The sequence below is a fragment of the Enterococcus sp. M-BR2 genome, assembly GCF_056612775.1.
Window position 1 is genome coordinate 2,107,873 of record NZ_CM152743.1, and the last position, 16,515, is coordinate 2,124,387.

Sequence of the window (16,515 nt, forward strand, 5' to 3'; positions counted from 1 at the left end):
GAGAGGGAAAATTGTGAAAAGATACCTTTTATTTAGAGTCCTGCGCTCTATACTTAGTATTTTTCTTGTAACTACCTTAACCTATGCGGTGATCTATTCACTTGTTCCGAGAAAAACGATATTTCAAAATGATGTGAATTACGGAAAATTAAAGGCAAAACCAGATGAACTGGCAGATTATGAAAACACAGCTTTCAGCAAGATGGGTTATATCGAATACCACACGACGAAAGAACTGAAAAAAGAAGTAGGAAGTAGTTCATCAGAAAAAGCCTCTTCTGAGCAGTTAGAAGAAAAATACCAAGATTGGGCGAAGAAAAATGGTTGGACGCTCAAACAATTTCCAATCAGCAAAGAATATTATGCGACAAAAGATATCCCATTAGTAAAACGCGTAGTGAATTTCTATGCGAATATGATCCAAATCGATCACCCTTGGAAAGTAAAAGATGCCAGCAATCCTAACTTAAAACATTCTCTGCGTATCGAAAACGATGAGTTGGTCGGTTGGGCACTTGTCGGTTCAGGAACACAATATAAATACCAAATCTATTTCAATGGACAATTTCCTTATATCCATCAAAATATCGTTCATTTGAATCTAGGCACTTCATATCCGACATTTGCTGGACAAGCGGTAACAAGCATCCTTTCAGGAGGACAAGGGAAAACAGAAAGTACAGAGACAACATTTAATGATGATTTTACAGCGCGCTCTTCTGCTAACATCTATCTCCGTCAATATCAGAAAACAAAAAACATCTCTTCACGAGACAAAAAATATTTTTCTGATAATTATGTCATCACAGATACGAATTACCAAGACCCATCGATGATCGGCACATCATTTCGTATGGGAGCCATCGCTGTTGTTATTGCTTATGCGATCGGCATACCTGCTGCGATGTTGATGGCTCGTTACAAAGGAAAGATACCAGATAAAGCAGGGATCGCTATCGTAACGGTGCTGATTTCCGTGCCAAGTCTAGCCTTTATCTATTTCTTCCGATTTATTGGAAGCAGCTGGTTTTCTTTGCCAGATTCCTTCCCAGCATTGGGCGCACAAGATATTCGCTCCTATATATTACCGACAGTGATTCTAGGACTATTGTCTGTTTCTGGAATCGTTATTTGGCTGAGACGTTACATGATCGACCAACAGTCTTCCGATTATGTTAAATTTGCGAAAGCAAAAGGTTTGAATGCGAAAGAAATTGCTAGAAAACACATTTTCAAAAATGCAGCTATCCCAATCGTCAATGGGATTCCAGGAAGTATCATCGGAGCGATTGCTGGGGCGACGATCACAGAAACAGTGTTTGCTGCACCAGGTATGGGGAAAATGCTACCTGATGCGATCATTACCCATAACAATCCATTAGTTATCGCAATCGTTTTTGTCTTTACCACAGTATCCGTATTTTCAATCTTAGCCGGGGATATTGCAATGGCATTAGTCGATCCGCGAATCAAACTATCGTCAGGAGGAAAATAGCTTGGAAAATGTGAAAACAGAACAAATGAATGAATTCATTTTTGTAGAAACGAATTCGTTAGCTTCAGAAAAGATTGATACGCCGAAGTATTCGTATTGGCGTTCGGTCATGCGTAAATTCTTTTCAAATAAAGTTGCGATTTTTATGCTGATACTGATGCTGGCTGTCTTATTGATGAGCTTTATCCAGCCATTATTCAGCGGATATAAATTTATGGATGTAAAAGATATCAATGACTTTACGAAACGCTATAATCCACCAAGTGCAAAATTTTGGTTTGGTACAGATGCTAACGGCATGTCCTTATTCGATGCAGTTTGGGCAGGGGCAAAAACATCAATTTCCATCAGTGTCATTGCTACATTGATCACTACAGTTATTGGTGTAGTAGTAGGGGCGATTTGGGGAACATCTAAAGCAATTGACCGTTTCATGTTGGAAATTTACAACATCATCTCGAATGTGCCAACTTTACTGATCGTTATCGTTCTCTCTTATACGTTTGGTTCCGGATTTTGGAATTTGATTTTTGCGATGTGTGTGACGAGCTGGCTGAGCGTAGCTTACTTTATTCGGGTACAAGTCATGATCATCCGCGACCGCGAGTATAATCTAGCCTCAAAAACACTAGGAACACCGACCTTGCGGATGATTTTTCGTAATATCCTGCCTTATCTGATTTCTATCATCGTGACAGATATATCTAGAGCGCTACCTTCGTTTATTTCATATGAAACATTTCTTTCATTCTTAGGCGTTGGGTTAAGCAGTGATGTTCCTTCCCTCGGACGATTGATCGCAAAATATACGAATAACATGAGCAATTACCCTTATCTTTTCTGGATTCCTGTGACTGTACTGGCGTTAGTTTCTGTTTCTTTATACATCGTAGGACAAACTCTTGCAGATGCGGCAGATCCAAGAACACATATTTAGGAGGCAAACAATGGAGAATCAAACAATTTTATCAGTAGAAAACATCTCGGTCAGCTTCCATGTTCGTCACCGTGAATTAAAAGCGATCAGAAATGTCTCATTAGAGCTAAAAGAAAAAGAAACATTAGCCATCGTTGGTGAATCAGGATCAGGAAAATCAGTTCTGACAAAAACATTCACCGGGATGCTGGAACAAAACGGCAATATCACTTCAGGAACGATCCGCTATAAAGACAAGATATTAAGCGAATTGAAAAAGGATGAAGAATGGGAAGATATTCGGGGAAAAGAAATCGCGACGATCTTCCAAGATCCTATGACTTCACTGAATCCTATCAAAACAATTGGCTCACAAATCTCAGAAGTCATCATCAAACACCAGAAGAAATCAGCGAAAGAAGCGAAACGCTTAGCTGTCGAATTGATGGAAAAAACAGGAATTCCTAATGCGGCAAAAAGATATGATGAATATCCTTTCCAATACTCTGGTGGGATGAGACAACGGATCGTCATTGCTATTGCATTGGCTTGCCGACCTAAAATCTTGATTTGTGATGAACCGACAACCGCTTTGGATGTAACGATCCAGGCACAAATCTTGGAACTAATCAAAGAGCTTCAGGAAGAATATCAATTCACAACGATTTTTATCACCCATGATTTGGGCGTTGTCGCGGCTATAGCAGACAAAGTAGCTGTTATGTATGCTGGACAGATCATCGAAAGCGGAACAGTTGAAGAAATTTTTTATGATCCAAAACATCCCTATACATGGAGCTTGCTTTCTTCTTTACCACAATTAGCACAAAAAGGAGATGTGCTTTACTCTGTACCAGGAACACCACCTTCTTTATATAAAGATATCCAAGGAGATGCTTTTGCGCCTCGCAGCGCCTATGCGATGAAGGTCGATTTTACTAGTGAACCGCCTATGTTCCAAGTATCCGAAACCCATTTTGCGAAGACTTGGCTGCTGGATCCTCGTGCACCGAAAGTACTTAAACCAAAACAAATCGAAAATCTTCATGAAAAAATGATTGCTTTGGCTGCAGAATTGGATAGTGAAGAACAAGACGGGGGGAAGCAAGTTGTCAGCTGATAAAAAAACTTTGTTAACTGTAAAAGATTTAGAAATCACTTTTGGAGAAGGAAAAAGCAAGTTCGTAGCTGTCCAAGACGCCAACTTTGATATTTATAAAGGAGAAACATTCTCTCTCGTAGGAGAATCTGGTTCAGGCAAAACGACGATTGGCAGAGCAATCATTGGGTTAAATCCGACAAGCAAAGGGGATATTCTCTTTGAAGGGAAAAAGATCAATGGTCCCTTGTCGAAAAAAGAACAAGCAGAAAAAATCCGTAAGATCCAAATGATATTCCAAGACCCATCCGCATCGTTGAACGAACGGGCAACAGTAGAATATATTATCTCAGAAGGCCTCTATAATTTTAACCTGTTCCACTCGGAAGAAGAACGTTTGGAAAAGGTGGCAAAAATCATCAAAGAAGTCGGACTACTTCCAGAGCATATGTACCGCTATCCTCACGAATTTTCCGGCGGTCAAAGACAACGGATCGGAATCGCTCGTGCATTAGTGATGGAACCTGAATTAGTCGTAGCAGACGAACCAATCTCTGCTTTAGATGTTTCGATCCGTGCGCAAGTGTTGAACTTACTGAAAGATGCACAAAAAAAACGAGAAGTGACATATCTTTTTGTCGCTCATGATCTATCAGTCGTACGTTTTATTTCAGATAGAATCGCTGTGATCAGACAAGGACATATTTTAGAACTAGCTGAAACGGAAGAGTTATTCAACCATCCGATTCATCCATATACAAAGGCATTGCTTTCAGCTGTGCCTATACCAGATCCTATTTTAGCAAGGAAAAGAAAATTACATGTGTATGATCCTAGCATACACGATTATACAAAACACGGTCCGGTTTTCGAGGAAGTACGCCCCGGACATTTTGTATACGGGAATCAAAAGGAATTAGAAGCGTATCGAAAATTGTGAGATCTGCAGTTTGACTGAGCACCGAAAATCAGGTGATCAAACATAATAGTTAATCGATATTTTGGTAAAAGCAAGGGGAAGACAGAGGAGTCTTACCCCTTCTTAGTCCACAAAGGGGTGGATGAATTGGAGGATTGTTTATTTTGTAAAATAGTGAATGGAAGATTGCACCGAAGAAAAATAGTTGAGAGTGAAAATATTCTTGTATTTTTAGATAACGCAAGAGATGTCGATGGTCATATAATCGCTCTAGTCAAAAAACATCGGGTCAATTTAATTGATTGCGAGCAAGAACTATTTATCGAATTGATGAACGTCATTCGAGCGGTTTCTCTTCATTGTGTCGAAAATTGCGGTTTTGATGGCGTCAATTTGATCAAAGCAGAAGATGAGACAGTAGAAGAACATGTCTCTCATCTTCATTTCCATATTATTCCTAGAAAAAAACAAGATGGGGTGGATGCTTGGCCCTTATTTACCGGCGCGATGAATGATTTAGAGACTATGCACCAGCTTCTTGATATGAGACAAAGGACAGGAGAAAAATCCAGTGCATAAAAGAGAAGAATGTACGCTCTTAGATACGATTCATTCGGTTTTTAATAAAAAAAGATAAGGTAGCGAGTTGCTTAGAAAACTTGCTATCTTTTTTTGTTAAAACGACTCGGAATGTTTGTTCTTTGTTCTGACTTTTCCAAGCCTTTTTCTTCTTGATACTAATTTTATGAAAAATCAAGAAACAATTGTTATACTAGGTAATGCTGACAAACGGGATTGGCATTTCATTTTGATTCAGCTTCTTTTCAAATCACTAGGAAGGAGGGATAGATTGTTCAAGACTTATTTTCGTTTCAATAAAATACAAGATAATCCTTTTCGTATCATGAACCTGATGCTACTTATCTTTATCGTATTGTGGTTAGGTTACATAAATCATGACTTTTTGATTTCAAGTTTTTCATCCTTAGGGATCTTTACTTTTTTCTATTATCAAAACATACCGATGAAATCTTTGTTGAAACGTATGTTTTTGATTGGTTGTGGTCTTTTGTTTGCTTTCGTTCTAGGGATTTTGTCAACTTATGTTTTATGGCTTGAACCATTTGCTGTAGCTTTGGTTGCTTTTTCCAGCAGATTTGTGTTGCGATTATTCCATATCTCTAAACCAGGTGGCTTGTTTTTTGCAATGCTTTCTGCCATGGGAACGAGCATGCAGCTGCCAATCGCTCAATTACCGATCGTCTCGCTTTATTTTTTTATGGGTGTCGTTTTTGCCCTGATTGCGGCAGTGATTACAAAATTACTGGATTCACGGCCTGAGCAGACAATTGAAAAAGCGACTCTAAAAGAAAGGTTTTATGAAGAGCCTTTGGTGATCATTGATTCTGTTTTCTACAGTGCCGCCTTGTTTCTGTCCGTTTATGTCAGTCATGGCTTGAATCTGCATAATCCTTATTGGTTGACCTTGTCATGTGCATCGATTTTGCTGGCGGAAAATTTGGATGCGATGAAGCATCGACAAGTCCAATATCTGATTGGATCGATGGGTGGGTTATGTGTGTCAGCAGTCTTGTCATTTGTGCCGTTCACGCAACTGCAGACGATTTTTCTGATTACGTTTCTTTATGGAATCGCACAATTTCTAGTTGCTAGAAATTACGCGGTTGCTAATATTTTTCTTAATCCCATGGCGTTGATGCTATCTACACTTATTCGCGGGGCCTATCTGATGTCTTTGATCGAATATCGTTTTTTAGGAATCATCATAGGAAGTTTCATCGGTTTAGGTGTTGCGTGGGTAATGAATGTCGGACTGCAACATTATTTAAATGTCGTTCGAAAGAAATTAGAATAGAAGGACAAATAGAAGTATATGTGCTAAAAAAGGTTGTGAAAAAGTCATTTTCACAACCTTTTTCTTAATACTCAAAACTGAGCGGCTTTTTCACAACCTCATCTAATCGAATGATACCTCAAAGCGGACAGAAGAGGGGAATTCCGCAATGATTTCGTTTAACATAGTTGGTTTCACGTTTTTTACCTCTTTTCTGTGTTTCCAAACTGGTCGCACTTTTTCTTCTGATGCAACGATTTTATATCTATCCGAGTGAGCTACATGTTTCAAAAGATAGACGAAATTGATTTGCTGATAGGCTTTATCTGTGTTTCCTTCAATTGAAAAGGTAGTTTCAATAAGGGCAAGCAAACGGACGATTTCTGTTTCATAACCAGTTTCCTCCAGCATTTCGCGAACAACGGCTTGTCGACTTGTCTCCAGACGTTTGACCGCTCCGCCAAGCAACACTTGGATGACCTGTTTATCGTTTTCCCTGTTCAAAAGAATATCATCTGTTTCCTCATTCCATAAAATTCCAGATGCCCGTATATCAAATTGAAAATTTTCTTCTACCATACGCAAATCATTTGTTTCCATTCCAACGCCCACCAATCTTTTTCGCAAAAAATTTTTATTTATGTTGGCGGATGGATAAACTTTTTTGAGATAATCAACGTTTTACTTGAAAGTCGTACAGATATTCTTGCTTTCTCCATAGTGAAGGTTCTACACGTCGCTTTTCCGTAAGAGACAAGCTACTTAGGTCGAGTTCCCAAATGATTAGATTATTATCATGATCATGGGTAGCAATCGCTACGTGTTCATCATCAATCACGGAGACAATAAATACCCCACTAAGATCCATGTTTGTCGGGAGTTTTTTAGTAGTTTCTGCAGTCTCAAGATCAATAAAGTAGATCGTGCCGTTACTTGAAAAGTAAACAAGCTGATCTTTATAAATAAAACTTCCTTTTGAAAAACTGAATCCTATATCTTCCAGTATTATTTCTCGGTCTGTTTCTTTAAATGTATACGATGAATCTTTCAGCGAATAGCTAAATAATCCAGCTCGCCGATTATTAGCAAAATCAAAAGCCACTCCGTATAAGTGGTTTTCATGAACATTTAGCCGATAACCTATCAGATATTCACTCCCTTCTATATTGGGGAACGAACCAAGGTTCTCACTGATAAGCGTATCTTCAGAAAGATAGAGTCTATCAACAAATAATTTTCCTATTTCTTCGTCACGTAAAATATAGAGAGACTGCTCATCGTTTCCAGTCGAAAAAATATGCCCGTTGATAATCGTATAGTCATTATTAAAATAAAGATTGTTTTGATAAAGGATGTCATCGGTATCTGGATAGCCATGATTGAACAAAGTAACCAGCTTCCCGTCCAATATGACGCTGTCTATTCCTGTATGTTCTTTTGTTTGGCGCTTTTCCTTTTCGATTTTTCCTGAATGAGGTGTATAAACGAAGTCATGCATTCGATCAGATAAAAAGACTTTTTGATCATGTTGTACGAAAGTGCCTAGTTCCAGTCCTTCTGTTTTTAAAATCACTTGATCCTTCTTTCCGATACCAACGAATCTGCCAGATGTTACAAACTTGTCCATTGTATTCGACAAATAGAGATAATAATCATAATCACCTGTCAGTTCTTTTCCTACACCAGTACATCCCGATATCCCTAACAATAAAAGGAATCCCAAGCTAAGAAATAGGTATTTATATTTCATGACATCTCCTTGTTAACGGTCATATTCTAAAAAACATTCCCATATTATTCCACCTATTACCGATTTTTTCATTCTCTAACACTCCTTTTATTTTTTTATATTTCAACAATTACAGTGTATTCTAACTAGCAATCAAATGTAAGACACAAATCATTGCGCCATATATTCAATTCCTAAATTTTCCGTTATAGTTAATATGGGAGAGAATACTTAAATGAAAGGAGCGAGGGATGGAGATCCATCAGTGGTTGCGTGAGAAGAGAAGGGAAAAAGGGTATACTCAAAAATGGGTGTCACTTCAGTTACATATTACAAGACAAGGTTTGTCCAATTGGGAAAATGGCCGGTCATATCCAAGTTATGAGATGCTCTATAAATTGATTTGTTTGTATGGATGCTCAGCTAAAGAGATTTCAGAACTGTTTACAAGAGAAAGAGAAACAAAGAACTAGGATACACCATTTCTTTTTTAAGATCCCAATCGTTATAGACTCTTTTCAATTACAAATGTTTCTAATATAGTTGATATTGAAGGAAATGGATGCGGTTTAACAACGAGGAGGATGCTTGGATGGTATTTGCTCGATGGCTGACAAAAAAAAGAAAAGACCGAAGTTATACACAAGATTTCGTTGCACGACAATTAGGTATCACAAGACAAACACTTTCCAAATGGGAAACAGGTCTATCGCGTCCCAGTTACGAGATGTTACAAAAAATTTTTCGTTTTTACGACTGTTCGCAAAAAGAAGTAGCTGAATTGTTTAAGACAATCGGAAACGGTAAGATGTGAATGTGGGAAGAATAATTGGTAGATCATATGTAATAATAAAACTTATTTCCGAAGAAGCACCTTTTGGAACACTATTCATTCGGAAAAAGGGATTGTGACACGACTTTTGCCATAGCCTCGTTTTAGCAGGTTGACTTTCTTTTTGACATTTGATACCATTCAAAATGCAAATCGTAATTATTTCGATTTGCATTCTTTAACATGACTACAATCAAAGAAGAAAGTGGGTCGTCTATATGGAAAAAACAGATATCTCAAGTGCGTATCGCCGTTTGAAAAGCCCAAATATCAAAACACGAAAACGTGCGTTGAAAATCATCAAATATGTGAAACGAAATAGTGGAAAAAGGTAAGAAGAAGGAAACTTAATAAAAAAATAGCCGAAAAACGTTGTTAAAAAACGTTTTTCGGCTATTTTCATTTATTTTTGTTCATTCCCACTCCACTGTAGCTGGTGGTTTAGAAGTGATGTCATACACGATGCGGTTGACATGGGCTACTTCGTTTACGATACGTACAGAGATTTTTTGCAAGACTTCCCATGGGATACGGGCAAAGTCAGCTGTCATTCCGTCGATTGAAGTCACCGCACGGATACCGACTGTGTAGTCGTAAGTACGTCCGTCACCCATAACACCGACAGAGCGGATTCCTGGAAGAACAGTGAAATATTGCCAGATATCACGGTCAAGTCCAGCAGCTGCGATTTCTTCACGCAAGATAGCATCAGATTCGCGTACGATTTCTAGCTTGTCTTCAGTGATTTCGCCAAGAACACGAATACCAAGACCAGGGCCAGGGAATGGCTGACGCCAAACGATTGAATCAGGCATGCCTAATTGAGTACCTAATTCACGGACTTCGTCTTTGAATAGTGTGTTTAATGGTTCGATCAATTCAAATTGCATATCTTCTGGCAGTCCACCTACATTATGGTGAGATTTGATCGTTTGTGCTGTTTCTGTACCAGATTCGATAACGTCAGTATACAACGTTCCTTGTGCTAAGAAAGAGACGCCTTCTTTACCAGCAAGTTTTGTTGCTTCGTCATCAAAAACATATACGAATTCATTCCCAATGATTTTACGTTTTTGTTCTGGGTCAGATACACCTTTCAACTTGTCTAAGAAGCGATCTCTTGCATCGACTTTGATGATGTTCAAGCCGAATTTTCCGCCTAGACTTTCCATTACTTGTTCCGCTTCGCCTTTGCGTAGCAGACCATGGTCAACGAAGATAGATGTCAATTGGTCACCAATCGCTTTTTGTAAAAGAACCCCAACGACACTAGAATCAACGCCGCCTGAAAGACCAAGCAAGACTTTTTTGTCACCAACTTGTTCACGGATTTTTTCTACTTGCATATCGATAAAGTTATCCATTGTCCAGTTACCTTCACAGTGACAAACATCAAAGGCAAAGTGGCGCAGCAATTCGATTCCGTATTCGGAATGACGTACTTCTGCATGGAATTGGATACCGTAAAAATTACGTGTGGTGTCTTGGATAGAAGCAATCGGACAATCTTTGCTTGTTCCGACTGTTTCAAAGCCTTCAGGAACTTTGGTTACCAAGTCGCCATGGCTCATCCATACTGTTTGTTGTTTTGGTGTTTCTTTAAACAAGACAGCTTGATCGCTTGTTACTTCTAACAAGGCTTTCCCATATTCGCGGTTTTTAGCAGGCTCTACGGAACCACCAAGTTTGTATGTGATCAATTGCATACCATAGCAAATCCCTAATACAGGAATACCTAAATTGAAGATCTCAGGATCGATCCCAAATGCATTCTCATCATATACACTGTTTGGTCCGCCAGAAAGAATGATTCCCTTTGGATTCATCGCTTTTACTTCTTCTGCAGTAATGCGGTGGCTCAATAATTCGGAAAAGACTCCAAGATCACGAATACGTCTTGTGATCAATTGGTTATACTGACTACCGTAGTCTAATACGATAATCTTTTCAACGTTCGTCATATCGGCAACGTTTGTCAAATTTATTACCCCTATCCCTTTAAATTTTATCTCAAAATAGTCAAACTATTTTAAAATGCTAATATTTTCGCATGAAAATCGAATCGATGATATGATTTTCAGTTTTATGGAGAATTATATCGGCTCTTCCTCGTGTAGGCAAGATATATTCCTGTAAATTTTTCAAATTCACATTTTTCCATACATCTTTTGCCATTTTAAAGGCTTCTTCACGGTCTCCGATAGCAAAACGATAATAATAATTCTCTGGATTTTGGAAAGCCGTATCCAGTAACGCGCCAAAACGATCCAAATACCATTTTTCGATCAGCACGGGATCGGCATCGACATAGACAGAAAAATCAAAAAAGTCGCTGACGTAGATTTGCTGATTCGCAGGTAATTGAAGCGTATTGATCCCCTCAACGATCAAGATATCAGGTTGCTGGATCAGCTCGTACTTATCTGGAATGATATCATACACATCATGTGAGTAAACAGGTACTTTTATCTCTTCCTGACCAGATTTTACACGATTCAAGAAGTCGATCAGCATCTCCATATCATAACTTTCAGGAAATCCTTTGCGATCCATAATTCCACGCTCTTTTAATATACGATTTGGATAAAGAAATCCATCAGTCGTGATCAGCTGAACATTTCTTCGTTTGAAGGTACGAGACAAAATCGTCTGCAGCAGTCTGGCTGTGGTACTTTTACCAACGGCTACGCTTCCGGCGATCCCGATAATAAAAGGCGGTACTTCTACGTATTTATGAAGAAATAAACCTTTACTCAAGAACAAAGATTCGAATTCTTTCATATATAGATATATCAGATGAGCAAGAGGTACGTAGATATCTCGAACATCCTGCATGGAAATGCGGTCATTCAAACTTTTGATATTATCTAGTTCATCTTGTGTCAAAGGTGCTTGCCCATTACGATAAAATTCTCGCCATTCTTCTCTTGCCACACGGTAGTAGTTCATTGGATCATTCATATTAGCCTCCTGCGTTCTCCCATCAATGGAACTATTTTAACACAAAATAAACACAAACCCCACCACTTAAGAGAGATTGCCAATTTTTTTGTACAATCTTTATAATAGAAAGAAAAGGAGTTTTATTATTGACTTGCGCACGGATACATAAAAGGATAGACTGTTGACATGAAAGAAATGAGAAGGATGGAAGACATGACAAATCATTACTATTCTGAACGCCCAGATACGGCGCACGATTTTGAACAATGGGCTTTTGAGTTAAAAGGCAGAACCTTTCAATTTGTAACTGATTCTGGTGTATTTTCACGTGAAACAGTGGATTATGGTTCACGTGTCCTGATTGATGCTTTTGATTGGGAAGAGTTACCTGACGAAGGAAAGATCTTAGATGTGGGATGCGGGTATGGACCGATTGGGCTAGCTTTGGCATTTGCGACACAACGGTTTGTTGAAATGGTCGACATTAATGAGCGAGCAGTGAGTCTAGCGCAAGGAAACGCAAAGCGTAACCAAATCGAACAAGTGGACATCCACCAATCAAATATCTATGAAGTACTTCATGAAGAAACCTATGCAGCTATCGTCAGCAATCCGCCAATCCGTGCTGGAAAAAAAGTCGTACATGAAATCTTGACAGGCGCATATCCTCGATTGAAGCAGGGCGGTACACTGACAATTGTGATCCAGAAGAAACAAGGAGCGCCGAGTGCGCAAAAGAAGATGGAAGAAACATTTGGCAATGCAGAAATCGTTACAAAAGATAAAGGATATTATATCATCAAAAGTGTGAAAGAATAACTAGCTGAAAAATAATAGAGCGACGAAAAAGTGGAACTGGGCGTGCATGTAAGGGTACGTATCAGTTCTTTTTTTGCTGAGAAATTTTTAAAAAACAAAGAACTATTTTTTCTTCAAAAATAAATAGTAGGAACAGAGTCGTTGTTTTTTACGATAAAATAAACAAGATACAGAACTTGTATAGAAGGCTGCCAAGTTGGTAGATAAAGGAGATTTTTATCAAAAAACATACTTTCTTTTTTTCTCTATTCTTTTCTTGGGGGTTTTGGTACACTGATAGGGAATTTAGATAGAAGGGAGCCACTAGGGTGAAGCTGACCATCAGAGATATTGCAGAAATGGCAGGGGTATCAGTAACAACTGTCTCACAGATTTTGAATAACAAAGGAAGCCGATTTAGTGATAAGACAAGAAAAAAAGTGTTGTCGATCGTGAATGAACATCATTATAAACCCGATTATTTCGCTTCAAATGTGATCAATCGACATTCAAAGACCATCGGAATGATCGTTCCTGATGTCACCGATTTCTTCTTCTCCAAACTGATCGAAGGTGTAGAGAGCTATTTGAATCCTTTGGGCTATGTGATCATGTTATGCAATTCTCGTCATAGCCAAGAAAATGAGATCAAGTATTTACAAGAGCTTTCCCACCGCTCAGTGGACGGGATCTTGCTGGCAACACCAAATATTTTACCTGAGAAATACGCATTAGACAGCGGATTTTATCAAAAAATGCCGATTATTTTAATCGATCGCGGATTGAATCGTCGGGATAACGGACGGCTTATCGTAAAGGAATATGAGGGAGCCTATCAAGCTGTTTCACTATTTATTGAAAGTGGCCATACGAAGATCGGCATGCTGAAGGAAACCACTGGATACTATCAATTAGAAGAACGTTTCAACGGATATCGTCATGCGCTGAAAGATCATGGCCTGCCTTTTAATGGGAAATTTGTTGAACATGGAGAGTTGACTGTCCAAGGTGGATATACTGCATCAAAAAAATTACTCAAACATAAAGATATCACGGCTATTTTTTGCGGGAATGATGCCATGGCGATTGGCTGTTATCAGGCGATAGATGAATTGGGCAAAAAAATCCCAGAAGATATCTCAGTCATAGGATTCGATGGATTAAAGCTGTCAGAATACATGATTCCGCAATTGACGACAGTGCAGCAACCAAGTTTTGATATTGGATTTTATGCTGCGCGTTTCCTGATCGATACGATCGAATTTCCTCAAAGAAAAGTTCCGAACAAAGTGTTCGAAACAAAATTAATTATTCGTGAGAGCGTAAAAGTATTGACAAAGGGCTAACTCGGCGGTATATTGCTTATGTAAGCATTTACAAAGGCGAGTTAGTGCTTTTTTTATTTTTAGTAAACCAGTTTACTAAAGTGGTTTACCTTTTCTAAAAATAATGTATAATACCGAATGAAGACAAGGAGGATCAGGCAATGCGAATGGTGGATCTGATTGAAAAAAAGAGGGATGGAAACGAGCTGTCGAAAGAGGAAATCGAGTACATCGTCACGAACTATACGAATGGAAAGATTCCAGATTATCAAGTCAGTGCATTATTGATGGCAATTTTTTATCAAGACATGACAAATGAAGAAATCACGAACTTAACATTGGCGATTGCTAATTCTGGTGATGTCATCGATTTGAGTTCTCTTGAAGGAATAAAGGTAGATAAGCATTCGACAGGTGGCGTTGGTGACACGACCACATTGATTTTAGCCCCCCTAGTAGCTAGTGTCGGAGTGACAGTGGCTAAAATGTCTGGACGCGGTCTAGGTTACACAGGTGGCACATTAGATAAGCTAGAAGCAATTCCCGGATTTCAGATCGAGCTTTCGGATGAAGCATTCGTGCGCATTGTCAATGAAAGCAAAGTAGCAGTAATCGGTCAATCAGGAAACTTGGCACCGGCGGACAAAAAATTGTACGCTTTGCGTGACGTCACAGCGACCGTTGATTCTCTTCCGCTGATTGCCAGTTCGATCATGAGTAAAAAGATCGCGGCAGGAGCAGATGCAATCGTTTTGGATGTGACCACTGGAGACGGTGCTTTCATGAAGAATATCGAAGATGCAAGACGTCTGGCAAAGACCATGACAAGCATTGGCAAACTAGCGAACCGAGAAACAGTGGCGGTAATCTCGGATATGTCAGAACCTCTTGGCGAAGCAATCGGAAATAGTCTAGAAGTTGTCGAGGCAATCGAAACATTACAAGGAAATGGTCCAGAAGATCTAGTAGAAATGTGCTACGCCTTAGGAAGCCAAATGGTTGTCCTTGCTGGCAAAGCTAAAACAATCGATGAAGCAAGAACGTTGCTTCAAGAAGCTCTGGAATCAGGTAAAGCGTTAGCAAAATTCAAAGAAATGATTCAAAATCAAGGGGGAGACCCAACCATCGTGGAAAAACCAGAACGAATTTTGACTGCACGTTACACAATGGAACTTCCTGCTAAACAAAGCGGAGTCGTGTCAAAAATCGTGGCAAACGAATTAGGAATTGCTGCAATGATGCTAGGTGCTGGGCGTAAAACCAAAGAAGACGATATTGATCACGCCGTTGGATTGAAACTGCATAAAAAAATCGGGGACACTGTGACAAAGGGCGAGTCATTATTGACAATCTATAGTAATGATGAAGAAATCTCTTCGGTTATTGAATTATTATATAAAAATATTGAAATTGGCGAATCAGCAATGAAGCCAACATTGATTCATGACATTATCACAGAATAAAAGGAAAAAAGCGGATTTACCGTTTGAAAGAAAAGGGGAAAAGAAATGGAACTAAACCGAATGATCGACCATACTATTTTGAAAGCAGACGCATCTAAAGAAGCTGTGATGCAAATTATCGAAGAAGCGAAAAAATATCATTTTTACTCTGTCTGCATCAATCCAGCATGGGTTGCGCTAGCAAAAGAACAATTACAAGGCGAACCAGTAGCCGTATGTACAGTGATCGGGTTTCCTTTAGGAGCAAACACATCCGAGACAAAAGCATTTGAAACGACAGATGCCATCAATAACGGTGCTGATGAAGTCGATATGGTCATCAATATCGGTGCGTTGAAATCAAAAGATGATCAAAAAGTTCAAAAAGATATCGAAGCAGTTGTTGAAGCAGCAAAAGATCGTGCACTTGTCAAAGTGATCATCGAAACATCTTTATTAGATAGAGAAGAAATCATCCGAGCATGCGAATTAGCAAAAGCTGCAGGCGCTGATTTTGTCAAAACATCAACTGGTTTCTCAACGGGTGGTGCAAAGGTAGAGGATGTCCGCTTGATGCGTGAAACGGTAGGACCTGAAATGGGCGTTAAAGCTTCTGGCGGTATCCATAACGAAGAAGAAGCAATGGCAATGATCGAAGCGGGTGCTACAAGAATCGGAACAAGCGCAGGAGTAGCAATCGTATCTGGTTCAACTGGCGAAGGCTATTAATTTTCAAAGGAGAAACTCATGGCAGAACTCAAACAAGAATGGATCAACATAGCTATTGAAGCGTTAGATAAAGCATACGTTCCTTATTCCCATTTTCCGGTAGGTGCTTGTCTCGTAACAGAATCAGGCAAGATTTATCAAGGTATCAACATCGAGAATGCATCATTTGGATTAACGAATTGTGCCGAGCGCACAGCTTTCTTCAAAGCCGTATCAGAAGGAGAAAGATCGTTTACCCATTTAGTCGTAGCAGGGCACACCCCGGATCCTATTTCTCCATGTGGTGCATGTCGGCAAGTAATGGCAGAGTTCTGTGCTCCTGATATGCCGGTTACGCTAGTGGGAGACAATGGTGTGACGAAGGCAACGACCGTTCGAGAACTACTGCCTTATGCATTTACTGAAAAAGATCTATAACTCATGTTCATTCAGT

General features: G+C 39.2%; 18 protein-coding genes. 14 read left to right on the plus strand and 4 right to left on the minus strand.

Going from position 1 to position 16,515, the window contains the following annotated elements:
• Positions 1–13 precede the first annotated feature (13 nt).
• From AC1F25_RS10205 to AC1F25_RS10230, 6 genes are all read left to right on the plus strand, one after another.
• Entirely contained in the window at positions 14–1,495 is a 1,482-nt protein-coding gene (locus AC1F25_RS10205) for an ABC transporter permease (RefSeq protein ID WP_002313930.1), read from the plus strand.
• A 25-nt stretch (positions 1,496–1,520) separates the two neighbouring features.
• Positions 1,521–2,432, plus strand: a complete 912-nt coding sequence (gene oppC, locus AC1F25_RS10210) for an oligopeptide ABC transporter permease OppC (RefSeq protein ID WP_050396368.1) — start codon at positions 1,521–1,523, stop codon at positions 2,430–2,432.
• Between the two features lie 10 nt (positions 2,433–2,442).
• Complete coding sequence (locus AC1F25_RS10215; protein WP_002292656.1) at positions 2,443–3,531, plus strand: ABC transporter ATP-binding protein; 1,089 nt, start codon at positions 2,443–2,445, stop codon at positions 3,529–3,531.
• On the plus strand, positions 3,521–4,450 hold the full coding sequence (locus tag AC1F25_RS10220) for an ATP-binding cassette domain-containing protein (protein ID WP_002316542.1): 930 nt from the start codon (positions 3,521–3,523) through the stop codon (positions 4,448–4,450). The genes AC1F25_RS10215 and AC1F25_RS10220 overlap by 11 nt, the downstream gene beginning before the upstream one ends.
• Positions 4,451–4,576: 126 nt before the next feature.
• Positions 4,577–5,008, plus strand: a complete 432-nt coding sequence (locus AC1F25_RS10225; protein WP_104869344.1) for an HIT domain-containing protein — start codon at positions 4,577–4,579, stop codon at positions 5,006–5,008.
• A 271-nt stretch (positions 5,009–5,279) separates the two neighbouring features.
• A complete protein-coding gene (locus tag AC1F25_RS10230; protein WP_147606806.1) occupies positions 5,280–6,305 on the plus strand; it encodes an FUSC family protein in 1,026 nt (341 codons plus the stop codon).
• A 102-nt stretch (positions 6,306–6,407) separates the two neighbouring features.
• Here the strand turns inward: AC1F25_RS10230 and AC1F25_RS10235 are convergent, their stop codons facing one another.
• Both AC1F25_RS10235 and AC1F25_RS10240 read right to left on the minus strand, forming a co-directional pair.
• Positions 6,408–6,884 carry an NUDIX domain-containing protein gene (locus AC1F25_RS10235; RefSeq protein WP_151668865.1) on the minus strand — a complete coding sequence of 159 codons (477 nt, stop codon included), beginning with the start codon at positions 6,882–6,884 and terminating at the stop codon, positions 6,408–6,410.
• 73 nt (positions 6,885–6,957) lie between these two features.
• Positions 6,958–8,034 (minus strand): hypothetical protein, encoded by a 1,077-nt coding sequence (locus tag AC1F25_RS10240; RefSeq protein ID WP_479994090.1) that lies wholly within the window; start codon positions 8,032–8,034, stop codon positions 6,958–6,960.
• A 230-nt stretch (positions 8,035–8,264) separates the two neighbouring features.
• Between AC1F25_RS10240 and AC1F25_RS10245 the strand changes: the two genes are divergently transcribed.
• From AC1F25_RS10245 to AC1F25_RS10255, 3 genes are all read left to right on the plus strand, one after another.
• The gene (locus AC1F25_RS10245; protein ID WP_002309857.1) at positions 8,265–8,486 is read left to right on the plus strand and encodes a helix-turn-helix domain-containing protein; all 222 of its coding nucleotides are present in this window, start codon (positions 8,265–8,267) and stop codon (positions 8,484–8,486) included.
• 119 nt (positions 8,487–8,605) lie between these two features.
• A complete protein-coding gene (locus AC1F25_RS10250) occupies positions 8,606–8,827 on the plus strand; it encodes a helix-turn-helix domain-containing protein (RefSeq protein ID WP_002335117.1) in 222 nt (73 codons plus the stop codon).
• 236 nt (positions 8,828–9,063) lie between these two features.
• A complete protein-coding gene (locus tag AC1F25_RS10255; protein WP_479994091.1) occupies positions 9,064–9,180 on the plus strand; it encodes a putative metal homeostasis protein in 117 nt (38 codons plus the stop codon).
• Between the two features lie 78 nt (positions 9,181–9,258).
• Here the strand turns inward: AC1F25_RS10255 and guaA are convergent, their stop codons facing one another.
• Complete coding sequence (gene guaA, locus AC1F25_RS10260) at positions 9,259–10,824, minus strand: glutamine-hydrolyzing GMP synthase (protein ID WP_151668751.1); 1,566 nt, start codon at positions 10,822–10,824, stop codon at positions 9,259–9,261.
• Between the two features lie 58 nt (positions 10,825–10,882).
• Positions 10,883–11,806, minus strand: coding sequence for a type I pantothenate kinase (gene coaA, locus AC1F25_RS10265; RefSeq protein ID WP_002288627.1), 924 nt, complete (start codon positions 11,804–11,806; stop codon positions 10,883–10,885).
• A gap of 195 nt (positions 11,807–12,001) precedes the next feature.
• Here coaA and AC1F25_RS10270 point away from each other — a divergent pair, with 195 nt between their 5' ends.
• The 5 genes from AC1F25_RS10270 (at position 12,002) to AC1F25_RS10290 (ending at position 16,499) form a co-directional block, all read left to right on the plus strand.
• Positions 12,002–12,607, plus strand: coding sequence for a class I SAM-dependent methyltransferase (locus AC1F25_RS10270; protein WP_002309852.1), 606 nt, complete (start codon positions 12,002–12,004; stop codon positions 12,605–12,607).
• A gap of 308 nt (positions 12,608–12,915) precedes the next feature.
• The gene (locus AC1F25_RS10275; protein WP_002291103.1) at positions 12,916–13,932 is read left to right on the plus strand and encodes a LacI family DNA-binding transcriptional regulator; all 1,017 of its coding nucleotides are present in this window, start codon (positions 12,916–12,918) and stop codon (positions 13,930–13,932) included.
• Between the two features lie 140 nt (positions 13,933–14,072).
• The gene (locus tag AC1F25_RS10280) at positions 14,073–15,374 is read left to right on the plus strand and encodes a pyrimidine-nucleoside phosphorylase (RefSeq protein ID WP_025478062.1); all 1,302 of its coding nucleotides are present in this window, start codon (positions 14,073–14,075) and stop codon (positions 15,372–15,374) included.
• Between the two features lie 45 nt (positions 15,375–15,419).
• On the plus strand, positions 15,420–16,082 hold the full coding sequence (deoC, locus tag AC1F25_RS10285; RefSeq protein ID WP_002291107.1) for a deoxyribose-phosphate aldolase: 663 nt from the start codon (positions 15,420–15,422) through the stop codon (positions 16,080–16,082).
• Positions 16,083–16,100: 18 nt separating this feature from the next.
• The gene (locus AC1F25_RS10290) at positions 16,101–16,499 is read left to right on the plus strand and encodes a cytidine deaminase (protein ID WP_002309848.1); all 399 of its coding nucleotides are present in this window, start codon (positions 16,101–16,103) and stop codon (positions 16,497–16,499) included.
• Positions 16,500–16,515 lie beyond the last annotated feature (16 nt).